The organism is Actinoplanes sandaracinus (genome assembly GCF_030009775.1).
GTDB lineage: Bacteria > Actinomycetota > Actinomycetes > Mycobacteriales > Micromonosporaceae > Actinoplanes > Actinoplanes sandaracinus.
The window spans coordinates 172,237-190,976 of sequence record NZ_JASCTH010000017.1 but is presented as its reverse complement, the minus strand read 5'-3'; the positions used below and the strand labels follow the sequence as shown (position 1 = coordinate 190,976).

Annotated in this window: 18 protein-coding genes and 1 tRNA gene; 5 read left to right on the top strand and 14 right to left on the bottom strand. The window is 69.4% G+C overall.

Going from position 1 to position 18,740, the window contains the following annotated elements; translation table 11 throughout:
* Window positions 1–394: 394 nt before the first annotated feature.
* From QLQ12_RS25760 to QLQ12_RS25720, 9 genes are all read right to left on the bottom strand, one after another.
* Window positions 395–1,933, bottom strand: coding sequence for an ATP-dependent DNA ligase (locus QLQ12_RS25760; RefSeq protein WP_282763030.1), 1,539 nt, complete (start codon window positions 1,931–1,933; stop codon window positions 395–397).
* 96 nt (window positions 1,934–2,029) lie between these two features.
* The gene (locus QLQ12_RS25755; protein ID WP_282763029.1) at window positions 2,030–2,281 is read right to left on the bottom strand and encodes a hypothetical protein; all 252 of its coding nucleotides are present in this window, start codon (window positions 2,279–2,281) and stop codon (window positions 2,030–2,032) included.
* Between the two features lie 217 nt (window positions 2,282–2,498).
* Window positions 2,499–3,977, bottom strand: coding sequence for an FAD-dependent monooxygenase (locus QLQ12_RS25750; protein ID WP_282763027.1), 1,479 nt, complete (start codon window positions 3,975–3,977; stop codon window positions 2,499–2,501).
* 16 nt (window positions 3,978–3,993) lie between these two features.
* Window positions 3,994–5,346, bottom strand: coding sequence for a dipeptidase (locus QLQ12_RS25745; RefSeq protein ID WP_282763026.1), 1,353 nt, complete (start codon window positions 5,344–5,346; stop codon window positions 3,994–3,996).
* A gap of 51 nt (window positions 5,347–5,397) precedes the next feature.
* Entirely contained in the window at window positions 5,398–6,477 is a 1,080-nt protein-coding gene (locus tag QLQ12_RS25740) for a M48 family metallopeptidase (protein ID WP_282763025.1), read from the bottom strand.
* A gap of 121 nt (window positions 6,478–6,598) precedes the next feature.
* Window positions 6,599–8,131 (bottom strand): cobyric acid synthase, encoded by a 1,533-nt coding sequence (locus QLQ12_RS25735; RefSeq protein WP_282763023.1) that lies wholly within the window; start codon window positions 8,129–8,131, stop codon window positions 6,599–6,601.
* Window positions 8,128–9,165, bottom strand: coding sequence for a cobalamin biosynthesis protein (locus QLQ12_RS25730; RefSeq protein ID WP_282763022.1), 1,038 nt, complete (start codon window positions 9,163–9,165; stop codon window positions 8,128–8,130). Before QLQ12_RS25730 ends, QLQ12_RS25735 begins: the two co-directional genes overlap by 4 nt.
* A gap of 19 nt (window positions 9,166–9,184) precedes the next feature.
* Window positions 9,185–9,649 carry a hypothetical protein gene (locus QLQ12_RS25725; RefSeq protein WP_282763021.1) on the bottom strand — a complete coding sequence of 155 codons (465 nt, stop codon included), beginning with the start codon at window positions 9,647–9,649 and terminating at the stop codon, window positions 9,185–9,187.
* Between the two features lie 320 nt (window positions 9,650–9,969).
* Entirely contained in the window at window positions 9,970–10,620 is a 651-nt protein-coding gene (locus QLQ12_RS25720) for a single-stranded DNA-binding protein (RefSeq protein ID WP_282763020.1), read from the bottom strand.
* Window positions 10,621–10,791: 171 nt separating this feature from the next.
* Here QLQ12_RS25720 and QLQ12_RS25715 point away from each other — a divergent pair, with 171 nt between their 5' ends.
* Both QLQ12_RS25715 and QLQ12_RS25710 read left to right on the top strand, forming a co-directional pair.
* On the top strand, window positions 10,792–11,874 hold the full coding sequence (locus QLQ12_RS25715) for an alpha/beta hydrolase (protein WP_282763019.1): 1,083 nt from the start codon (window positions 10,792–10,794) through the stop codon (window positions 11,872–11,874).
* Between the two features lie 13 nt (window positions 11,875–11,887).
* Window positions 11,888–11,963 (top strand) — tRNA-Arg (locus QLQ12_RS25710).
* A gap of 90 nt (window positions 11,964–12,053) precedes the next feature.
* On the opposite strand, the gene QLQ12_RS25705 is transcribed toward QLQ12_RS25710, so the two are convergent.
* Entirely contained in the window at window positions 12,054–12,659 is a 606-nt protein-coding gene (locus QLQ12_RS25705; protein ID WP_282763018.1) for a tyrosine-type recombinase/integrase, read from the bottom strand.
* Window positions 12,660–12,847: 188 nt separating this feature from the next.
* On the opposite strand from QLQ12_RS25705, the gene QLQ12_RS25700 reads away from it, so the two are divergent.
* Together QLQ12_RS25700 and QLQ12_RS25695 are read left to right on the top strand one after the other, a co-directional pair.
* Window positions 12,848–13,675: an AAA family ATPase gene (locus tag QLQ12_RS25700; protein ID WP_282763017.1), complete on the top strand. Its 828-nt coding sequence runs from the start codon at window positions 12,848–12,850 to the stop codon at window positions 13,673–13,675.
* Between the two features lie 39 nt (window positions 13,676–13,714).
* Complete coding sequence (locus QLQ12_RS25695; RefSeq protein WP_282763016.1) at window positions 13,715–14,404, top strand: ATP-binding domain-containing protein; 690 nt, start codon at window positions 13,715–13,717, stop codon at window positions 14,402–14,404.
* Between the two features lie 278 nt (window positions 14,405–14,682).
* Here the strand turns inward: QLQ12_RS25695 and QLQ12_RS25690 are convergent, their stop codons facing one another.
* From QLQ12_RS25690 to QLQ12_RS25675, 4 genes are all read right to left on the bottom strand, one after another.
* Entirely contained in the window at window positions 14,683–15,516 is an 834-nt protein-coding gene (locus tag QLQ12_RS25690) for a hypothetical protein (RefSeq protein WP_282763014.1), read from the bottom strand.
* Between the two features lie 76 nt (window positions 15,517–15,592).
* The gene (locus QLQ12_RS25685; protein ID WP_282763013.1) at window positions 15,593–15,757 is read right to left on the bottom strand and encodes a hypothetical protein; all 165 of its coding nucleotides are present in this window, start codon (window positions 15,755–15,757) and stop codon (window positions 15,593–15,595) included.
* Entirely contained in the window at window positions 15,754–16,878 is a 1,125-nt protein-coding gene (locus QLQ12_RS25680; RefSeq protein ID WP_282763012.1) for a radical SAM protein, read from the bottom strand. The genes QLQ12_RS25685 and QLQ12_RS25680 overlap by 4 nt, the downstream gene beginning before the upstream one ends.
* A gap of 67 nt (window positions 16,879–16,945) precedes the next feature.
* Complete coding sequence (locus QLQ12_RS25675) at window positions 16,946–17,179, bottom strand: hypothetical protein (protein ID WP_282763011.1); 234 nt, start codon at window positions 17,177–17,179, stop codon at window positions 16,946–16,948.
* Window positions 17,180–17,594: 415 nt separating this feature from the next.
* On the opposite strand from QLQ12_RS25675, the gene QLQ12_RS25670 reads away from it, so the two are divergent.
* Window positions 17,595–18,725, top strand: coding sequence for a hypothetical protein (locus tag QLQ12_RS25670; protein WP_282763009.1), 1,131 nt, complete (start codon window positions 17,595–17,597; stop codon window positions 18,723–18,725).
* The last annotated feature ends 15 nt before the right edge of the window (window positions 18,726–18,740 follow it).

Here is an 18,740-nt window from a genome sequence, read left to right as displayed (position 1 = left end):
CACGCGGCTATCGGCGATGGTCGGTGCGGGGCCCGGCTTCCGGCTCGCGGGCGGGCAGGCCGGTGGTGGCCGCCAGTCGCCCGCTTCCGATCGCTGGGCGGTGAGCGTGGGTGGCCAGCGCCAGGCGCCCGGCTCCCGCTTGCGGGTCGCGAAAGCGCGAGTGACCAGCGCCCGCCAGCCACCCCGGCTTCCGCTTGAGCCACGAAGAGGCGAGTGACAGCGCCAGACACCCGATTGCCCTCCTCCAGGCCGTGAAAAGCCAAGTGACCAGCCCTCCAGACACCCGACTCCCGCTTGCGGCCCGGTGAGGGCGAGTGGCCGACGCCCGACACCCGGCATCCGCTCGCGGCCCGACCAGGACGGGTAGCCGACGCCAGACGCCTGGGTTCCGCTGTCAGGCCGGCGAGGGCGGGTGGCCGGCGCCGATGGCGCGGACCGTGTCGATGGTGTCGGCCTCAGCGGCGGGCTTGTCGTCGCGGTAGCGGAGAACGCGGGCGAACCGCAGCGCGACCCCGCCCGGGTAGCGCGGTGACGTCTGCACGCCGTCGAACGCGATCTCGACGACCTGCTCCGGCCGCACCCGCACCACCCAGCCGTCGTCGGAGACGGCCAACTGTTTGAACCGCTCGGTCTGCCAGCGGAGCAGCTCGTCGGTGAGGCCTTTGAAGGTTTTGCCGAGCATGACGAACTCGCCCGTCTGCGGGTCGCGGGCGCCGAGATGCAGGTTGGAGAGCCAGCCCTGGCGGCGGCCGTTGCCCCACTCGACGGCGAGGACGACCAGATCGAGGGTGTGCCGGGGTTTCACCTTGACCCAGGCGGCGCCCCGGCGGCCCACGTCGTAGGGCGCGTCCGGCGCTTTGAGGACGACGCCTTCCTGCCCGGCCGCGAGGGCCGCGGCGAACGCGGTGGCCGCCTGCTCCTCGGTCTCGACCGTGGTGCGGCTGACGGTCGAGGTCGCCGGGACCGTGTCGGCGAGGGCCGCCCAGCGCACCCGGCCGGGTTCGTCGAGGAGGTCGGCGCCGTCGAGGTGCAGCAGATCGAAGAAGTAGGGCCGGAGGCCGCCGGCCGGTGCGCCGCGCGTGGCCGCCCGGCTGGACGTCTCCTGGAACGGGCGAGGCCGGCCGGCGTCGTCCAGCAGCATCGCCTCGCCGTCGAGGATCGCCTCACGCAGCGGGAGCGCCCGGACCTCGGCGACCACCTCGGGAAGGCGGGCGGTGATGTCGTCGAGGCTGCGGGTGAAGACGGCCACGTCGTCGCCGGAGCGGTGCACCTGGATGCGGATGCCGTCGAGCTTGGCGTCGACGACCGCGGGCGCGCCAGTGGCGAGCAGGGCCGCCGCGACGTCGGGGGCGCTGCTCGCGAGCATCGGGCTCAGCGGGGTACCGACCCGCAGGTGGATCTGGGCGAGCGCGGGCGCGCCGCCGGTGAGGGCGGTGGAGGCGACGAGTTTGAGGTCACCGGCGAGCAACAGGGCACGGCGGACGGTGGCGGCTGGCACCTCGGCGGCCACCGCGATCGCCTCGGCCAGCAGCCCGGCCTGGGCGCCTTGGCGCAGCTCACCGCTGAACAGGCCGACGAGCAGCTGCTGCTCGGCCTCGGTCGCCGCCCCGAACAGGGCGCCGAGAAGTTGTTTGCGGCGGGTTTGCGAGCCCGCGCCGGCGACCGTCGAGATCTCCGCGACGGCCGCGTCGACCGCCGCGACGGTCAGGGTGGCCTCGGCGGCGGGCGCCGGCCGGTCGCGCAATGCGGCGTAGCCGACGCCGGTCTGTCGTTGTCGCAGCTCACCGGCCAGGTAGGCGGCCCCGGCGACGATCTCGCCGGGGTCGAGGCGCCGCAGCGTCCCGGCCAACAGCTCGATCTTGGCCTTGCGGCCCGGGATCGCGGCAACGGCGGCCGAGGTGGCTGCTATGTCGAGGAACCGCACGATCTCCATCCTGGCAGTCGATCACGCGCTTCGGGGCCCCGTGGCGCGTGAGGTGCACGGGAGTGCCACGGGGGTGGTCGTTTCCCCCGTACTAGAAAAGAAGGGTCATGCGGCTTTTGGCTCCTCTATGCGGAAGCCGCGGGCTCGGACCGCGTCGGCCACGCGGGCCAACTCGGCGTCGAGTGTGCAGAGCACGGTGGAGAGGTCGTCGAGGTGATCGGTGAGGGTCGCGTCGTCCCACCCGGAGACATCGACGTCTCCCAGGGCGCGGGCCGCGGCACGGAGCCGGGCGATCGACTCGATCCGGTCGCGGGTGCGGAGGCGATCGAGCGAGTTGCGTGAGCCGCCGGGGGTCACCCGGGCGGCACGGCCGGCCAGCGCAGCCGAAAGACTCGGTGTGGCTGTGGCGCCGGGCGCAGCCGAGATGCCGGGCCCGACTGAAGTGCCGGGCCCAACTGGAGTGCGGGGCCCGGCAGGAGTGCCGAGTGCAGACGATGCAGTCGAACGCATGTTCGAATCCTAACAGGATCGATCGACGGCGCCACCCGTTCATCCACTTGGTGGACACCCGGATTCACCGGGCCATGGCATGCCGGAACCGTGTTTCCGCCTCGCCCGGTTCGGCTCGCGCGACCACGAAACCGTCCGGGCGGACCAGGTAGAACAAGCCGGGACGCAGCGCGGTGGCAGGCGCCGGCGGGAAGACGTGCACGGGCAGACCGAGGTCGGGCGCGTCGGCGGCGGCGACACCGCCGTACCCATGGATCTGCCAGCAGGCGGCGCGCAGGACCGCGTGGTTTCCGTCGGCCCAGGGCAGGCGGCGGCCGATGACCGGGTCGCGCCGCTGGTCCACCGCCCGCACGTCCGGGTCGAGGCGGTAGTGGATACGGATCTGGGAGACGTACTGGAAGAGCCGGGAGCCGCCGGACGAACCGGGGAGCGCCCGCACCGCGAGCGGAGCCAGCAGTGGAACGGCGACGCGCCGCAGCACGCGAACGGGCAGCCGGGCGGAGGTGATCAGTCCGAAGATCCGGTCGGTGGTGGCGACCAGTTTGCGGGCCACCGGGCGGCGCTCGGCCTCGTAGCGATCGAGCCAGCCGTCCCGCCGGGTGCCGCGCAGCACGTCGGCGAGTTTGAACGCGAGGTTGTGCGCGTCTTGCAGGCCGGTGTTCATGCCCTGCCCACCGACCGGCGAGTGCACGTGCGCGGCGTCGCCGGCGAGGAGGAACGGGCCGTCCCGGAAGGCCGCGGCGACCCGGTGGTGCACCCGGTAGGTGGCGAACCAGCGGGAACGGTCACAGGTGACCCCGTACGTCCGTCGCATCCGGTCGCGGGCGTCCTCCTCGTCGAGGGCGCCGTCACCGTCCACATCACGGACCAGCCCGATCAGCCGCCAGTTGCCGGCGCCACGCATCGGGAACGCGAGCAGGAAGTCCTGACGGTAGGGGCGGACATTGACCGCACCCGGCACCAGGCCACCGACGCCGGCCGCGTCCAGCACGAAGAAGCGGTGCGGGTTGGTGACCCCCTCGAAGGCGATGCGGCGGGCCTTGCGAACCACCGAGTTTGCGCCGTCACAGCCGACGCAGAAGCGGGCCCGCACGGTGTCGTGACCGACTTTCGCCTCGACCCCGTCCTCGGTCTGCACGACCGCGGTGACCGGCGACTCCCAGAACACGTCGCCGCCGAGTTTCCGCAGATGGTCGTAGAGAATCTCCTCGTTGCGGCTCTGCTCCAGGATCTCGATGAACGGGTACGGCGTGACGCCGGCGCCGAGCGGGCCGAGCGGGATGCGGCCGAAGGAGCGCGCACCGAACCCGGGCGCGAGCGCCTCGGCCCGGTGCGCCGCCTCCAGAATCTGGTCGCCGATGCCGAGCTGGTCGTAGATCTCCAGGCTGCGTGCCTGGACGACGAGCGCGCGGGACTCCACCGTCGGGCCGTCCTTGCCGTCCGCGACGATCACCCGAACCCCGAGCCTGGTCAGCCAGTTGGCGAGCATCAGCCCGGTCGGGCCGGCGCCCACCACGAGGACCTCACATGACAGCTCGGCCATCAGCCACTCCGTTCCCCTACGTCGTCAGAGTCTCCGCAACGTTCTTGAGCAGCAGGGCCTCGGCCACGCAGACCCGCTCGAACTCGCCGAGGTGCAGGCTCTCGTCCGGCCCGTGGGCCGCCGAGTACGGGTCCTCGACACCGGTCACCAGGATCGCCGCACCGGGGAACAGCTCCTGGAAGGTGGCGATGAACGGGATCGACCCGCCGACACCCATGTCCACCGGCTCAGTGCCGTCCCAGGCCGAACGGAACGCGGCCCGGGCGGCGTCATAGACCGGACCGGTCGCGTCGATCACACACGGCGACCCGTCACTCTCCAAGGCGAGCTCCAGGTGAGCGCCCCACGGGACGTTCTTCTCCAGGTGGGCGCGGACCGCCTCGAACGCCGCCTTGGGGTCTTCCCCCGGCGCCAGGCGGACACTGATCTTGGCTTTGGCGCTGGGCTGCAACGCGTTCGCCGCCTCCAGCGTGCGCGGCGCGTCGATGCCGAGCACCGAGATCGACGGTTTGGTCCAGATGCGGTCGGTGATCGTGCCGCGGCCGATCAGCTCGACACCGTCGAGGACCCCGGCCTCATGCCGGAATCGGTCGGCCGGATAGTCGACGCTGGCGCCCTCGCGGCCGACCAGGCCGGTCACCGCCACCTCGCCGTCGTCGTCGTGCAGCGTCGCCAGCAGCCGCACGAGGGTGATCAGCGCGTCGGGCACCGGGCCGCCGAACATGCCGCTGTGCACGGCGTTCTTCAACACCTTGACCTCGGCGAACAGGTTGACCAGGCCGCGCAGCGAGGTGGTCAGGGCGGGGCGGCCGATGTCCCAGTTGCCGGAGTCGGCAATCACGATCACGTCGGAGCGCAGCTCCTCCAGGTGCTCGTGGATGATCGTGTCGAGGGACTCCGATCCGTATTCCTCCTCGCCCTCGACGAACACGACGACCCCGACCGGGAGCCGGTCGCCGAACGCGCGCAACGCGGCGACGTGCGCCATGACGCCCGCCTTGTCGTCAGCCGCGCCGCGCCCGTAGAGACGGCCGTCGCGCTCCACCGGCTCGAACGGGTCGCTCGTCCACAACGCTGGGTCGCCCGCCGGCTGCACGTCATGATGCGCGTAGAGCAGCACGGTCGGCGCTCCGGGCGGCGCCGCCTTACGGCCGATCACGGCGGGCTGGCCGCCGTGCCGGACGATCTCGGTGTCGAGCCCGCACCCGCGCAACAACTCGGCGACCGCCTCGGCGGACCGCTCGACGTGCGAGTGGTCGAAACCTTCAAAAGCGACGCCCGGGATCCGCACCAGCCGTTCCAGGTCGGCGCGGACACCGGGCATCTCGCGCCGGATCGCGGCACGCAGATCGGATTCACTCAGGCTCATGCCGCCGATCGTAAGCCGGGAAGCCGACAACTTCCCGGCCCGGCCGGTGGATCATGCGTCCGGCGTACCGTCTCCGCCGTTGTCGCGGCGCCCGCGCCGGGCCGCGTCACTGGCCCAGTTGTAGGCCTTGCCGGCGGCTGATCCGGCCAGGTCGGCGGCTCCGCCACCGAGACGCCGCACCAGGCCGACCAGCGGATCCTGCGAGTTGGCGAAGTCGTCCTGGTACGCCTTCGCCGCCGCCTTCACGTCCTCGGAGACCGACGTGTCGCCATCGGAGTCACGACGCGGGTATTCGCCGCCGACGATCCGCGCATACTCCCCAGAGTCGATCCACTTGCGCAGCTCGGCGGCCCGGGCGACCGGAACCGGGTGACTGCTCCACGCGGTCAGGCCGATCTTATGAAGGCTGTCGCGCAGGTCGCCGCCGCCCTCGTATTCCGCGGCCTGCTCCAGGAACGCCGCGGTGTCGATCTGCGACAGATCGCCGCCGCCCGCGACCTTCATCAGCAGGCGCAACGAGGCCGCCGGGTCCTGGCCGGCGAGGAGACCGGCCCGGTCAGCGGAGAGCTCGGCCTTGCGCCACCACTCCAGCATCGCCGCGATGATCGCCCGCAGAGCCATCACACCCACCGGCAGCCAGCTGATCGTGGCCAGCCAGCCGGTCAGGATCTTCATGATGGTCTTGTAGACGGCATGGCCGCTGCGCACGTGACCGATCTCGTGACCGAGCAGGGCACGCAACTCGTCATCGTCGAGTTTGTCCACCGCGCCCGTGCTGATCACGATGAACGGCCGGTCCAGGCCGATCGCCTGCCCGTGGATAAGCGGGTTCTGCGTGACGTAGAGCTCGGGAAGCTCGGCCACGTCGAGCGTGCTCGCCGCCTCGGCGAACCGCTGGTAGACCCGCGGGTACTGCCGGTGGTCGACGCGGATCGCCCCGGCCAGGAACATCAGCCGGAAACCCCGCTCGTTCCACATGCCGAAGAACGTCTTCACCACGTCGTCGAACCCACGCAGCTCACGCAGCGCGGACAGCGCGCCCCGATCGGCGGGGTGTTCCCAGGCCCGCGAGCTGATGCCGGTCAGGACCACACGGCGGCGCGCCGGCCGGTTGTCATCTTCGGTCGTCATCTGACTCACCCCGTTCTCGCCGCTACCGCGGCGCACGGCCGCGCTTCCGGGCCCCAACGTACGCCGGTGACGCAACGCGTGTCCCTCACCCGGACCCCGGAGAAGACCCTGAGAACGGTCCCTAGGTGGCCGGCGCGCCCGGCGGCAGGAACGGCATTCCCGGTACGGGACCGTTCTCGATCAGCCGCCACAGGGCCGCCGTGTCCAGGTGCTCCTCGACCAGGTCACCGAGCACGTCCAGGGCACGTTCGCGCACCGACGCGAACCGGGTGTCCGGGGCGGTCGTGAAACCGTGCCGGCCGGCCTGGCGGGCGGCCTCGGTCAGGAATCGGCGGCGGAACTCGTCCGACTCGAAAGCCCCGTGCCAGTGCGTGCCGTAGACGTTTCCGGCGACGGCGCCCTCCGGCCGGCCGTCGCTGTAGCGCAGGAGCGGTTCCGGGGCGCCTGTGGACACGTACCCGTGATGAATCTCGTAACCGCGCACCGGGACACCGAGACCCGCGCCGACCGACCTGGCCAGCGTCTTGCGGGGCGCGAAGGTGATCTCCACCGGCAGCAGGCCGAGTCCGGGCGCCGTACCCCGGCCGCTCTCCACCTCGTCGTGGATCTTCTCGCCGAGCATCTGGAAGCCGCCGCAGATGCCCAGCAGCGGCTTGCCCGCGGCGGCGTGCGCGCTGATCGCGTCGGCCAGGCCGGTCTCCCGCAGCCAGGCGAGATCACTCACGGTCGCCTTGGAGCCGGGGATCACCACCAGGTCGGCGTCGGCGATCTCCGCCGGCTCGATGGTCAGCTGAACCCGCACGCCGGGCTCGGCGGCGAGCGCCTCGGCGTCGGTGGCGTTCGAGATCCGCGGAACGCGGATCACCGCGACCCGCAGCCACTCGGTCCCGCGCGGCGGTCCGGGGCGTCCCAGCGCCCGGCCGTACGCGAGGGAGTCCTCCGCGTCGAGCCAGATGTCCAGGTGGAACGGTAGGACGCCGTGGACCGGCCGCCCGGTCACCGCGGTGATCATGTCCAGTCCGGGCCGCAGCAGGCCCATGTCACCACGGAATTTGTTGATCACGAAGCCGGAGACCAGTTCCTGATCCGCCCGAGACAGCAGGGCCAGCGTGCCGAAGAAGGCGGCGAACACCCCACCCCGGTCGATGTCTCCGACCACGATCGTGGGCAGCCCGAACCGCCGGGCCAGGCCCATGTTGACGAAGTCGCCGTCGCGGAGGTTGATCTCGGTGGGGCTGCCGGCGCCCTCGCAGATCACCACGTCGTAGTCGGTTCGCAGGTCGTCCAGGGCGGCGTGGGCGGTCTCGGCGAGCCGCGGGCGCAGAGTGCGGTAGTTGCCGGCGGTCACCGTGTCGACGGCCTCGCCGAGGAGGACCACCTGACTGGAACGGTCGCTGCCGGGCTTGAGCAGAACCGGGTTGAACCGCAGGTCGGGGGCGATGCCGCAGGCGGCCGCCTGCATGGCTTGGGCTCGGCCGATCTCGCCGCCCCGGCCGTCGGGGGTGACCACGACGACCGAGTTGTTGGACATGTTCTGGGCTTTGAACGGTGCCACGCGGACGCCCTGGCGGTGCAGCCAGCGGCAGATTCCGGCGGTCAGGATGCTCTTGCCGGCGTCCGAGGTGGTGCCGGCGATCAAGAGGCCTGCGGTCATCGGCGGCTGCACCACGATCCAGGTGTACGCGGTTCCGGTCGCCCTGGCCCTTCGGGCCCCGCCCCGCCCCCGCCGCCTCCACCGGCTGTCATCGCACTTCGTGCCGCGGCCACGGCGGCCGCCAGCACGACAGCCACCGCGCCCACCGTTCCCGAGACCCGGGCCGCCCGGCGCAGATGCACCGCCGACGGCCGCGGGCCGTCCCCGAGGAACGGCCGCGTCTCGCTACGTCCGAAATAGACGTTGCGTCCGCCGAGCCGCACCCCGAGCGCCCCCGCCATGGCCGACTCGCACTGCCCGGCGTTGGGCGACGGATGGTCGCCCCGGTCGCGCCGCCACACCCGCAGCGTCTCCCGTGGCGTTCCGCCGGCGACCGGCGACACGGCCACGGTGATCAGGCCGGTGAGTCGCGACGGCGCCAGGTTGAGCAGGTCGTCGAGCCGCGCCGATGGTGTGCCGAACCGCGCGTACCGCGGCGAGCGGTGTCCCACCATGGCGTCGAGCGTGTTGGCCGCCCGGTATCCGAGCAGGCCGGCGGGGCCGAGCAGGGCGCCCCAGACGAGCGGGGCGACAACGGCGTCGGAGGTGTTCTCGGCGACTGATTCGACGGTGGCCCGGGCGAGTTCCGGTTCGTCGAGTGCGGACGGGTCGCGGCCGCACAGGTGGTTGAGCCGCCCCCGGGCGGCCGGCAGGTCGCCGGCGTCCAGGTGACGGGCCATGGTGCGGGCTTCGCGGCGGAGGGTGCGTCCGCCGAGCACGGTCCAGGTGGCCGCGGCGGTGACGGCGATCCGGGCGGCCGGATGGTTGCGGGTGGCCCTGGCCGCGGCGAGTCCGGCGAGGACGGGTAGTCCGACGGCGATCGCGGTGAAGGCCGTCCCGGCCCGGCGGTGGGGCCGGTGGATGCGGCGTTCCAGGGCGCCGGCGGCGGTGCCGAAGCCGGCTACCGGATGCAGCCGTCGTGGATCGCCGAGCGCCGCGTCGAGCAGGTATCCGGCGAGGAGTCCGGCCGCGTCCGCGGTCCACCGTGGTGGCACTGTGTGTCTCCTGGTCCGGTCAGCGGCCGAACGGGGTGAGGTCGAACGCCCAGACCGCGATGGCCGGGGGCTCGGTGGCGGGGTCGAAGGGCACGGGTTCGAGTTGTCCCCAGACGATCGCGCCTGGCGCCCGGTCTTCGAGGAACTCGACGACGATGGCACGGAGGTCGTGGGTGACCTGGTATTCGTCGTTGAACGGCAGGTCGCTCGGTTTGCGGGTGCGGGTCGAGCAACGGAGCTGCCCGGCGACGGCGTCGTGCCAGACGTAGAAGGTGGCGGTGCCCCGGTGGCCGCGGTTGGCCACCAGTTCCCGGAGCTTGGCCGCGGTCTCTTCGAACGCGGCCACGACCTCGTCCGCGGACAGGCCCATCCGCTCATGCGGCGGGGCGCCGAGCCAGTTGGTGTTGGCGTCCTCGGCTGACGGGTCCTCCGGCGATAGCACCATCGCCTCGGTCGTGATGGCGCGAATGTCCTTCAGCAGCACGCGTTCAGTCTGCCGGTAGGCGATGTGCGGGGCCTACCCGGGCCGCTCCGACGGGTGGGCGGTTCCAGCGGCACGATCGGCCCATCCCGATAGAAGGAATCCACGGGTTTCGACAAATAGGTGGTTATACCCCTTCTGGCGCAGCTTCATTCGTCGCTCTTTCGAGTGATGGGTGAGGGCCTCAGCGGCCCGGCCGGACGTCACGCCACCTGGGCGGAGGTGGATGACGTGACCCCTTGACCGGCCGGGCCGCCGGGCTCCGCCGCGAGCGGAGATCGGCAGGGGGCTTGATCTGCGCGCGCGGCGGTTTCGGGAAGGTCTCAGGCCGCGACCGGCTCCCGGCGGGAGGCGCGCCGGACGCGGCGGGTCTCGACCGGCGGCGCCGAGACGGGTACGACCGGGTCGGGGTCGTCTCCGGCTTCCGCGGTTTCGTCGGCGAACCGGGCGACGACCTCGAGGAAGCCCGGTTCCTCCTCCTCGGGGACGCGCTCGGGGAGCCCGTCGCCGAAGCCGACGGGGATCTCCTCCTCGGCGAGGGCCACGGAGGTCTCGCCGCCGACGATGGCGTCGCTGTCGGGCCCCTCGATCATGCTGTTGCCGGCGGCCGGCTTGCTGCGATAGAAACGGGCCCGTCCACGGGCCAGGTCGTGGCCGATGGCGAAGGCCTCCATCTCGTAGGAGACGCGGTTGTTGTTGTCGTCGTCGATCCAGTCGCGGGTGTAGATGCGGCCGTAGACGACGACCGGGTCACCGACGGTTATCGAGGAGGCGACGCCTTCGGCGAGTTTGCGCCAGGCGCTCACCCGGACGCGCAGGCTGTTGCCGTCGACCCAGCGGCCGGTCTCGCGGTCGTATCGGCGGGCGGTGGAGGCGATCCGGAAGTTGGCGACCAGCGCGTTGTTGTTGCTGGTGCGCCGCCACTCGGGGGCGGTGAGAACGTTGCCGACGACGACGATGTTGGTCTCGAACAAGACTTTCTTCCTCTCTGAGGCGTCGGGTGCTTCGGTCGGGTTCGAGCTTTGGTCACCGGCGAGGATCTTGCGGTCACGGATTGTGGATGACGGCGGATTGTGGACGGGCGGGGCGTTCAGTGGTCGATCTGATATGGCGCGCCGGGCCATACCCATGGGTAACCTGGGGGCGTGGAGACCGACGTCCTCGGATGGCCGTACGAGCGGCACACCATTGATCTGGGCAGCGACGACGAGGGCCCGGTCGTGGCGACCCTGGTCCGCCGCCGGGCGGAGACGCCGACGCGGCGGGCCGTGCTGCACGTCCACGGGTTCGTGGACTATTTCTTCCAGACCCATCTGGCGGATTTCTTCGTCGAACGGGGCTGGGACTTTTACGCGCTCGACCTGCGGAAGTACGGGCGGAGCCTGCTGGCGCACCAGACGCCGAACTTCGCCCGCAGCCTGACCGACTACTTTCCCGAACTGGACGAGGCGGTCCGGATCATCCGTGAGGAGGACGGCCACGACCAGCTACTGGTGGCCGGCCACTCGACGGGCGGTCTGATCACCTCGCTGTGGGCGCACACCCGCCGCGGGCAGGGCCTGGTCGACGGCCTCTTCCTGAACAGCCCGTTCTTCGACTTCAATCTGCCGTGGCTGATGCGCCGCCCGCTGATGGCGGCGGTGCTCGCGGTGAGCGGCCGTGCCCCGTACCGGAAGATGCCTGTCGCCTCGCTCGGCCTCTATGGCCAGAGCCTGCACAGTGAGCACAACGGTGAGTGGAGCTATGACCTGACGTGGAAACCGATTTCCGGTTTCCCGGTCCGGATGGGCTGGCTCGACGCCGTCCGCCGGGGACAGCGCAAGCTGCGCGAGGGCCTGGCGATCGACGTGCCGGTGCTGGTGGCGTGTTCGACCCGGACCTTCCGGGGACGGGAATGGCACGACGACGTGCGGGTGACGGATTCGGTGCTGGACGTGGAACACATCGCGCGCTGGGCTCCCGGCCTGGGGCCGCAGGTGACGATCGCACGGTTCGACGGGGGCATGCACGACCTGACGCTCTCCGGTAAGGACGTGCGGGCTGAGGTATTCCGGGAAGTGGGACGCTGGGTGGATGCTTTCGTGCCGGCTCCGGGTACTCCGATGGAGGTCATTCCGCCCGCACCGGAGGATCAAGCGGGCATAGCCACCGTTCTTGAAGCGGCCGAGGCGGCGGTCGGACGCGGCGCCGCCGAGGAGGCGGACGACAAGTCCGGCACGACCGCCTAGTATGTGCAGGCCAGCGCTCGTAGCTCAGCGGATAGAGCAACGGACTTCTAATCCGTCGGTCGCAGGTTCGAATCCTGCCGGGCGCGCCACAACTTCGATCTACCAGGGCGTACGCATCTGACGATGCTCCAGCTCAAGCCCTGGTTACCTGGATTGTTACCTACTTTGACGTTCCGGCGTCAGAGGTACGCGGCGACCGCCGACTTGTCGCCCATGAGGTCGCGCCCCAGGTAAACACGTGCGGTCATGGCCGGATCGGTGTGACCGAGCTGGTCCGCGATCTTCGCGAGCGGTACGCCGGACTGGTCCAGGATCGTCGCCACCGTACGGCGGAGGGTGTGCGGGGTGGCCCAGGGGAACCCGCTGCCGATGAAGATGCGAGCGAGCGCCTTGGCCGAGTTGCTCTGGTCCCACACGCGCTCCGGCTCGTTCAGGTGGTGCGGGGAGCTGAAGACCAGCCCGTCAGTTCCCAGTCGTTCCGCCCTCGCCTTCAGCCGCTCGGTGAGCCACGACGGAAGGCTCAGCCGCCGATCCGATCCACGCGTCTTGGTGCCGCGCACGTGAACTGTTCCGGCCTTCAGGTCGAAGTCGTCCCAGCGAACGGCCCTCGCCTCGTTGATCCGTACGCCGGTGCCGGCCATGAACGCCATGAGGTCGGCGACCGCCTCGCGCTTCCGCCGGGTACGCGGGTTGATGGTCTCGGACAAGGTGAGTTTGTCCGCGTAGGCGATGACGTGATCGCGCTCATCATTGGTCAGCGCGCGGGTGGTGTCCCGCTCGCGCACTGGTGTTTTGACGACCTGAGCCTTGACCGCCCGGATCTGACGAAGCGCATTGGTCGTCAGCGTGCCGTTGTCGATCGCGCAGCATGGAGGCTGGCCCCGTCTACCTGAAGTTGGGCGGGCGCGTCCGCTACCGGGCTCGTCGACGTCGAGGCTTTCGAACGGCAGACGCTCGTTCTGGGAGCGAGTGCGTGACCCTGCCGGAAGCCATCGAGCCCGCCACCTGGCTTGCTGCGGTCCGCCTGCACGCGGAGACGTGCCGCAGCAAGGCGCTCGTACCGGTAGCCGAGACCCGAGCCGGTGAGGCCGTGCTCGAAGAGGGCGACCTGGTCTCCCGGATCTCACTCAGCGAGCTGGCGGCTGCAAGCCGGGTAACGCGGGATCAGGTGCGGACCACCAACGCTGCACTGGCCGAGGCCGGACTGACCGTCGAGCTGACTGCGCCCACGGGGGAGACGCCGGCTGCCGCGGCACTCCGCATCCCGTCAGATCTGTCGGCACAGGTCAACCTGGCTGCTCGGAAACCCACGGCACCTCCGCTCGCGAGCGAGATTGTTCTGACCGAGGAACAGCGGAGGGTGGTGGCCGGCATCGTCGACTTCGTCATCCGGCGTCCCACAATCACCAGCCTCACGCGGGTTCTCCGGGTCCACGGGTATGCGGGCACCGGCAAGACCACTGTTATCGCGGCGGCTCTGCGGGACCTGGAGTCGGCAGGAAAGACCAGCGCGGTCGTCGCTCCCACCGGCAAAGCCGCCCACGTCTTGCGGCAGAAGGGCCTCCCGGCAACCACGGCCCACTCTGCTCTCTACCGGCCTCGGGGCGAGTCGGAAGACGGCTCCCCCGAGTTCTCCGTGAACCTGGATGCGCCCGTCACCGCGGTTGATGTCGTGGTGATCGACGAGTGCTCGATGGTCTCCAAACAGATGGCGGAACACTTCGCCTACAACGCCCGCGCCGTGGTCGCCGTCGGCGATCCGACGCAGCTTCCGCCCGTCGACAGCGACGTGGCGCCCTAGGCCATTCAGGGCGATTGCGACTACGAACTGACCGAGGTCTTGCGCACTGACGCCACGCAGGTTCTCGACCTTGCCCACCGGCTTCGCAGCGGTACGTGGGATCGGGCAGCCGTGAACGGTCATTCGACCCGTGCCCGAGGTCCGGTCAACCCGCACGACTATGACGCGATCATCGTCCACAAGAATGCCGATCGATGGAGGCTGATCCAGCAGATGCGCGGCGGGTCGCTTCCTCCGACGGCGGGTGACGAGATCATGTCGCTCACCAACGACAGCAAGGCGAAAGTCATCAACGGGCAGCCGTTCAAGGTGCTGGCCCAAGTCGGCACGGCCACCGTGCCGGAACGGCTGTTTCATACCAAGGCAGGCCCACGGCTGCGCGAGGCGTACACGTATTACGTCCTCGACGTCGAAAGCGACGGTGAGGCGCGTCGGCTCTACGCCCATACGCTCGGCTTCGGCGGCAGGGAGAACGAGAAGCTGGTCGCGGCGATGGAGCCTCGAAGGCACAACAAACGCTTGGTAATCCCGGCGACCTTCGGCCGCGTTCTGACCGCGCACAAGGCTCAGGGAAGCGAGTGGGATCGGGTACTCGTCGTCGTAGACCTCGACGACCTGGAGCGAGTCACCGGCGCGTCCAAGGCTTCTCAGTGGCTTTACACCGCCGTCACTCGTGCCCGGCGGCAGGTGACCATCGCCGATCTCGGCCAAGTCAGCGGACTCGGCTGAGTCGATCCTGCCCTCTCGCGATGGGTGGGATTTTCAGTCGCTTATAGCGTTAACCCATAAAGACTGAAAGTCCCACCCTGGTAACCGTTCGCCTGGAAAGGCCCTTCGGGCCTCTTCGGCATCGCCGGTGACCAGCAGATGGTCCCTGCGGGACCGACACTTCAACGGGGTTCGCCTTCGCTTTCCAATGCGGGTACCGGCGATTTCAAGATCCTCCTCCTACTTTCTTTGCCGTCGCGAACAGCGCACCCGGTCCAGCGCGACTGGCGTTGCCAGCTTCATGCCCTGTCGAGCGGGGTCGCCGCCAACCGGCGCATCAGCGCGTATTGCCGCCACGCCTCCGAAGCGTCGACAAGGCGGCGAGTCCAGGCGTCCGGACTCGCTCCACCGATCTCTGCCCACAGCCGAGCGTTCGCTTCCGCGAAGGCCCTGACGCCAGTCGACGGAGCGGCTCGCCACGCGGGTACCCGCGCCGCCCACTGGTCGGCGACTTCGGGTGCATGCCCGGCGGCGATCAGCCAGGCAACCCAGTAGGCCGCGTCGAGCCATGCAGCACCTCGGGTAGCCCATCCCCAGTCGACGATGCGAGCACGCTCCTTGCCGACAATGACGTTGGCGTTGTTCAGGTCGGTGTGCAGCAAGGCATCTCCGACGAAGTAGTGCAGGTCGCCGGCATCCGCGTAGGCACTCAGCCGCTGCTCCGCCCGTCGCAAAGTGATCTCCGGGCACCGGATCTCACCGAGCCGCACGAGAAGGTCGGCTACCACCGGCACGTCTGACGAACCGGGCGTGTAGTCGGCCTGGTGCCCTTCCACGGCTTGGAAGACGTTCACGTCCCAGCCTTGGTCGACGACTCGCCCGACGAGCGCTGGCGCGACGGCCTGAACGTGCGGTGCTATCTGAGCCTCCCGCGCTTGTGTCCACGCCCACCGATGCCGAGTCGGCAGCGCCTTGACGAAGTAGGCGCCGTTGACGCTGCTCAGCCTGACCGCAACCGCACTGTTCAAGCCGTCGCTCACCGGTTCCAGAGCGGCCGGAGAGCCGGTGATCTCTTCGATGGCGTGCCGTACCGGCTCTGGCAGGTCGGCGTAGGCGATGCGGGTGACAGGCACGTTCTCTCCTGGATCGGGACGACCCCGGCGGTCGCCGCCATGGCACGACGGCCGTCCGGGGCGATCCCTTCTCGAACTAGTTGTACGGGTTGTCGTCGCCGCAGCCGCGCTCGTTGGCCGTGGTCAGGGCGTCGATCTGGGTGATGACGATCCCGGTCGGCTCGGTCTTGCGAGTCAGCTTCTTGGCGGAGTTGCCCGCGTGCGGCGGGCGGCTGAGGATCTGCACGGGGGTTGCGCTCATGACTTCTCCTTCATGCCGTGCTGGCAATAGTGACTGAGCGGGGCCTTCGCTTCCTGGTAGACGCGCGCCATGGGTCGGCATACCCGGCAGGTGGACGAGAGCTTGCAACCGCTGCATCCGCCTGTGCGAAGCATCTGGGCGTCTGCAATCGCGGGCAGACGCAACAGCCCTTCCGGGCCTTCGGTGATCAGATTGATGGGGTTGTCCCGGCCGACCTTGCACATGGTCGTGAACCCGAGCGGGTCGACATGGAACGACGTATGCCCAGCCGGGCAGCCCTGGAAGACGTCGCTCTTGCCGATCAGGCTCGGCACCTGCGTCTCCAGGGTCGTGCCCTTGCCGGTGTAGGTCGGCGAGATCGAGGCGTACTCCTTGAACGGCAGGCCCAGCTCACGAACCATCGCGCGCATCTCGTCGAGTTCGGCGACGTTGTGCTTGGTCACGATCAGCGTGACCTCAAGCGGAAGACCGACGCCGGCCGCCGCGACGAGGCCACGGTAGGCGTTCTTGAACGCGCCGCGCGTCTGGGTGAGGGCGTCGGCCGTCTCGGGGCTCGCGCCGTACATCGACACCGTGATCTTGTGCGGTCGCCGAGCGATGAAAGCGTCCAGCAGCTCGTCCCGGTAGAGCCGGGAGCCATTGGTCAGGACCTCCATCATCATTCCGGCAGCGTGTGCATGCTCGTAGGCCGGAACGAAGTCTTGATCGATGAGCGGTTCACCGCCGGTGATCTCGAACCAGATGACGCCCATGTCGCGGAGCATGTCGAGCAGGCGCAGCTTCTCGGACAGAGGCAGGCCAGCGAATGGCCGTTGCTCCAGGTAGCAGTGCTCGCACGAGAAGTTGCATCCCTTATTGATCTCCCAGGACGCCCGGCTGTAGGTGACAGGTGAGACCGATGGCGGCCGCACGACCAGAACGTCATTGACGGGCCGCCCGTCCAGCTCGATGCCCCACGCCTGATGCGCCGCGTCCGCGAACCAGTCGGGAACAGACTCATCGCGGTCGGCACCGTCCGCGAGTTCGGCGTAGTAGGCGGACGGAAGCTGCATGGCCGCCGTATGACCGGGCCGTACGGCGATGAACATGTCCTCCTGCGTGCTGACGATCGCCTGGTACATCGCCTCTCCTATCCGGGGAACTGACGTCAGGGGTGCGCTGAGCGGGCATGACCAGCACGGGAACCTGTCACGCCCGCCCGGCTCCCATCACGCGGCACGTACTCGTGACGGGCGTCTCGCCGTCCTGCGCTACTTCATGGACGGGTTGCTGGCCCGTCGATCCGGTGGGTGGGGGACGCATGCTCACCGGAACCCATCCCATGAACCGCGACCAGAAGTCGATGTCGACGTCCATCGGATGGCGAACGGCATCGTCGATCGCCTGCTGCATGTGCGCGGCCAGGTACATCCGCAGCGTCAAGCGCGCATGCCTGAACGTTCGCAGCAAATCCGCTCGCTCCGTCGAGCAAGGCCACGGCTGGCCGCATCCCGATGCCGCACAGTTCCAATACGGTCGTGAGGGGACGTGCAGCGTCGCCGGCTCCGACATGCCTCCCCCTTCGGTTGATGACCGCTCGCCGCCTTCGCTTCTTCCGCTGGGACGGCGAGCGGGGCTCCTGGTGCGCCAACCCGAAGGTCAACGTGGAGAAACAGTCGCACTGAGCGGCGCTCCGGCACACCTTCGTGACAGTCCGAACGCCATCGGATCTATGGGTGGCACTGACCTGCGAGTTCACGGCCGGTCGACGCGGATTGCCCATTGAGGTGGGCAACAGTAGCGTGGCGGTCACGACCGGTGAACTTCCAGACGCGCATTCGGCGATGGAGAGGCCAGCATGGGCGCCACCGCACAGAACCTGTCCCCGCAAGCGCGCGGACGAGAGCTTGCCCGGCAGGGCAAGGCTCTGTTTTTCGAGTACGGCTCGGTCAATGCGGCGGCTCGCCAGTTGATGAACCGCCACCAAGACCTGCCGAGCATCCAGGCGTACCGCTACGCGGCCGGGCTGTCGCAGGACCAGGCAGCCGCCCGTTACAACGAGGTGGCGGGGAATCAGACCACCCTGGGCGGAACCACGATCAACGCCTGGGAGAGCTGGGCAAGGGCACGCGGCACCGCCGGCGCGGGCTCTCCACCCTCGTTCGCCAGCCTGCTCATTCTGGCCACCGCGTACGGACGCGGTCCACACAGCACAGCCGACGAGGTCATCTCGCCCGGCGACCTAGTGCAAGAGGCTTACGAAAAGCTGCCTGTAGAAGACCAACTCGCCCTGAAAACAGCCTTTGAGCGTTCACCGATCCCCGCTACCAGCGACTCGCTCCGGGTGCGGAACGGCGTCGTCGACGGCTCGCCGGATGCCGACAACATCATCGGCCCGGATTTCAACCTGCACGTCCCCACGATCGACAACGGGAATCCGGCCATCTGCGCCTTCTCGCTGCCCAACCCCAACCCGGCGCAACTACTCGACCTGACCTGGAACACCTTGGGCTTCGGCATCCAGCGCCTGATGAGGCAGATCAAGAGCCTGGGACGCCGGCTGGACGCGGACATCTGCTTCGGTGTGAACGAGGCTGGCTTGGTCATGGCTACGTTCCTGGCGTCCGCGCAGTTCAACCGGTGCTCGATCGGCTACCTCAAGTGCAACCGCGCCAAGAACGAGATCACCTTCGGCACGGACTCCTACTTCCCCGAGTCGGTCGAATCGCCCGTCATCGTGATCTGCGACTTCGAGGTGAAGCATGCCGACGTCGTCGGCCTCGTTGCTCGCGAGCTGCGCCAGCGTTATCCGGGCGCGGAGTTGTACTTCGCCGTTTTCGGAGCCATGACCAAGGGCAGTTCCTTGGAAGTCGACAGCTTCGAAGACCTGACCGGGGCGAAGATCATGCAGGCGGCGAACTTCGAGGCGGTGTTCATCGCCGCGACCATGAGCCCGCCCGGCATCGAGCCACCGTTAGAGCTGCGCTGACCAGACTGGAGATGC

Bases quoted from the DNA above. Each gene is read 5' to 3' on its own strand.
- QLQ12_RS25735 (WP_282763023.1), bottom strand. From the start codon at position 8,131: ATGACCGCAGGCCTCTTGATCGCCGGCACCACCTCGGACGCCGGCAAG.
- QLQ12_RS25760 (WP_282763030.1), bottom strand. From the start codon at position 1,933: ATGGAGATCGTGCGGTTCCTCGACATAGCAGCCACCTCGGCCGCCGTT.
- QLQ12_RS25670 (WP_282763009.1), top strand. From the start codon at position 17,595: ATGGGCGCCACCGCACAGAACCTGTCCCCGCAAGCGCGCGGACGAGAG.
- QLQ12_RS25750 (WP_282763027.1), bottom strand. From the start codon at position 3,977: ATGGCCGAGCTGTCATGTGAGGTCCTCGTGGTGGGCGCCGGCCCGACC.
- QLQ12_RS25685 (WP_282763013.1), bottom strand. From the start codon at position 15,757: ATGAGCGCAACCCCCGTGCAGATCCTCAGCCGCCCGCCGCACGCGGGC.
- QLQ12_RS25740 (WP_282763025.1), bottom strand. From the start codon at position 6,477: ATGACGACCGAAGATGACAACCGGCCGGCGCGCCGCCGTGTGGTCCTG.
- QLQ12_RS25680 (WP_282763012.1), bottom strand. From the start codon at position 16,878: ATGTACCAGGCGATCGTCAGCACGCAGGAGGACATGTTCATCGCCGTA.
- QLQ12_RS25745 (WP_282763026.1), bottom strand. From the start codon at position 5,346: ATGAGCCTGAGTGAATCCGATCTGCGTGCCGCGATCCGGCGCGAGATG.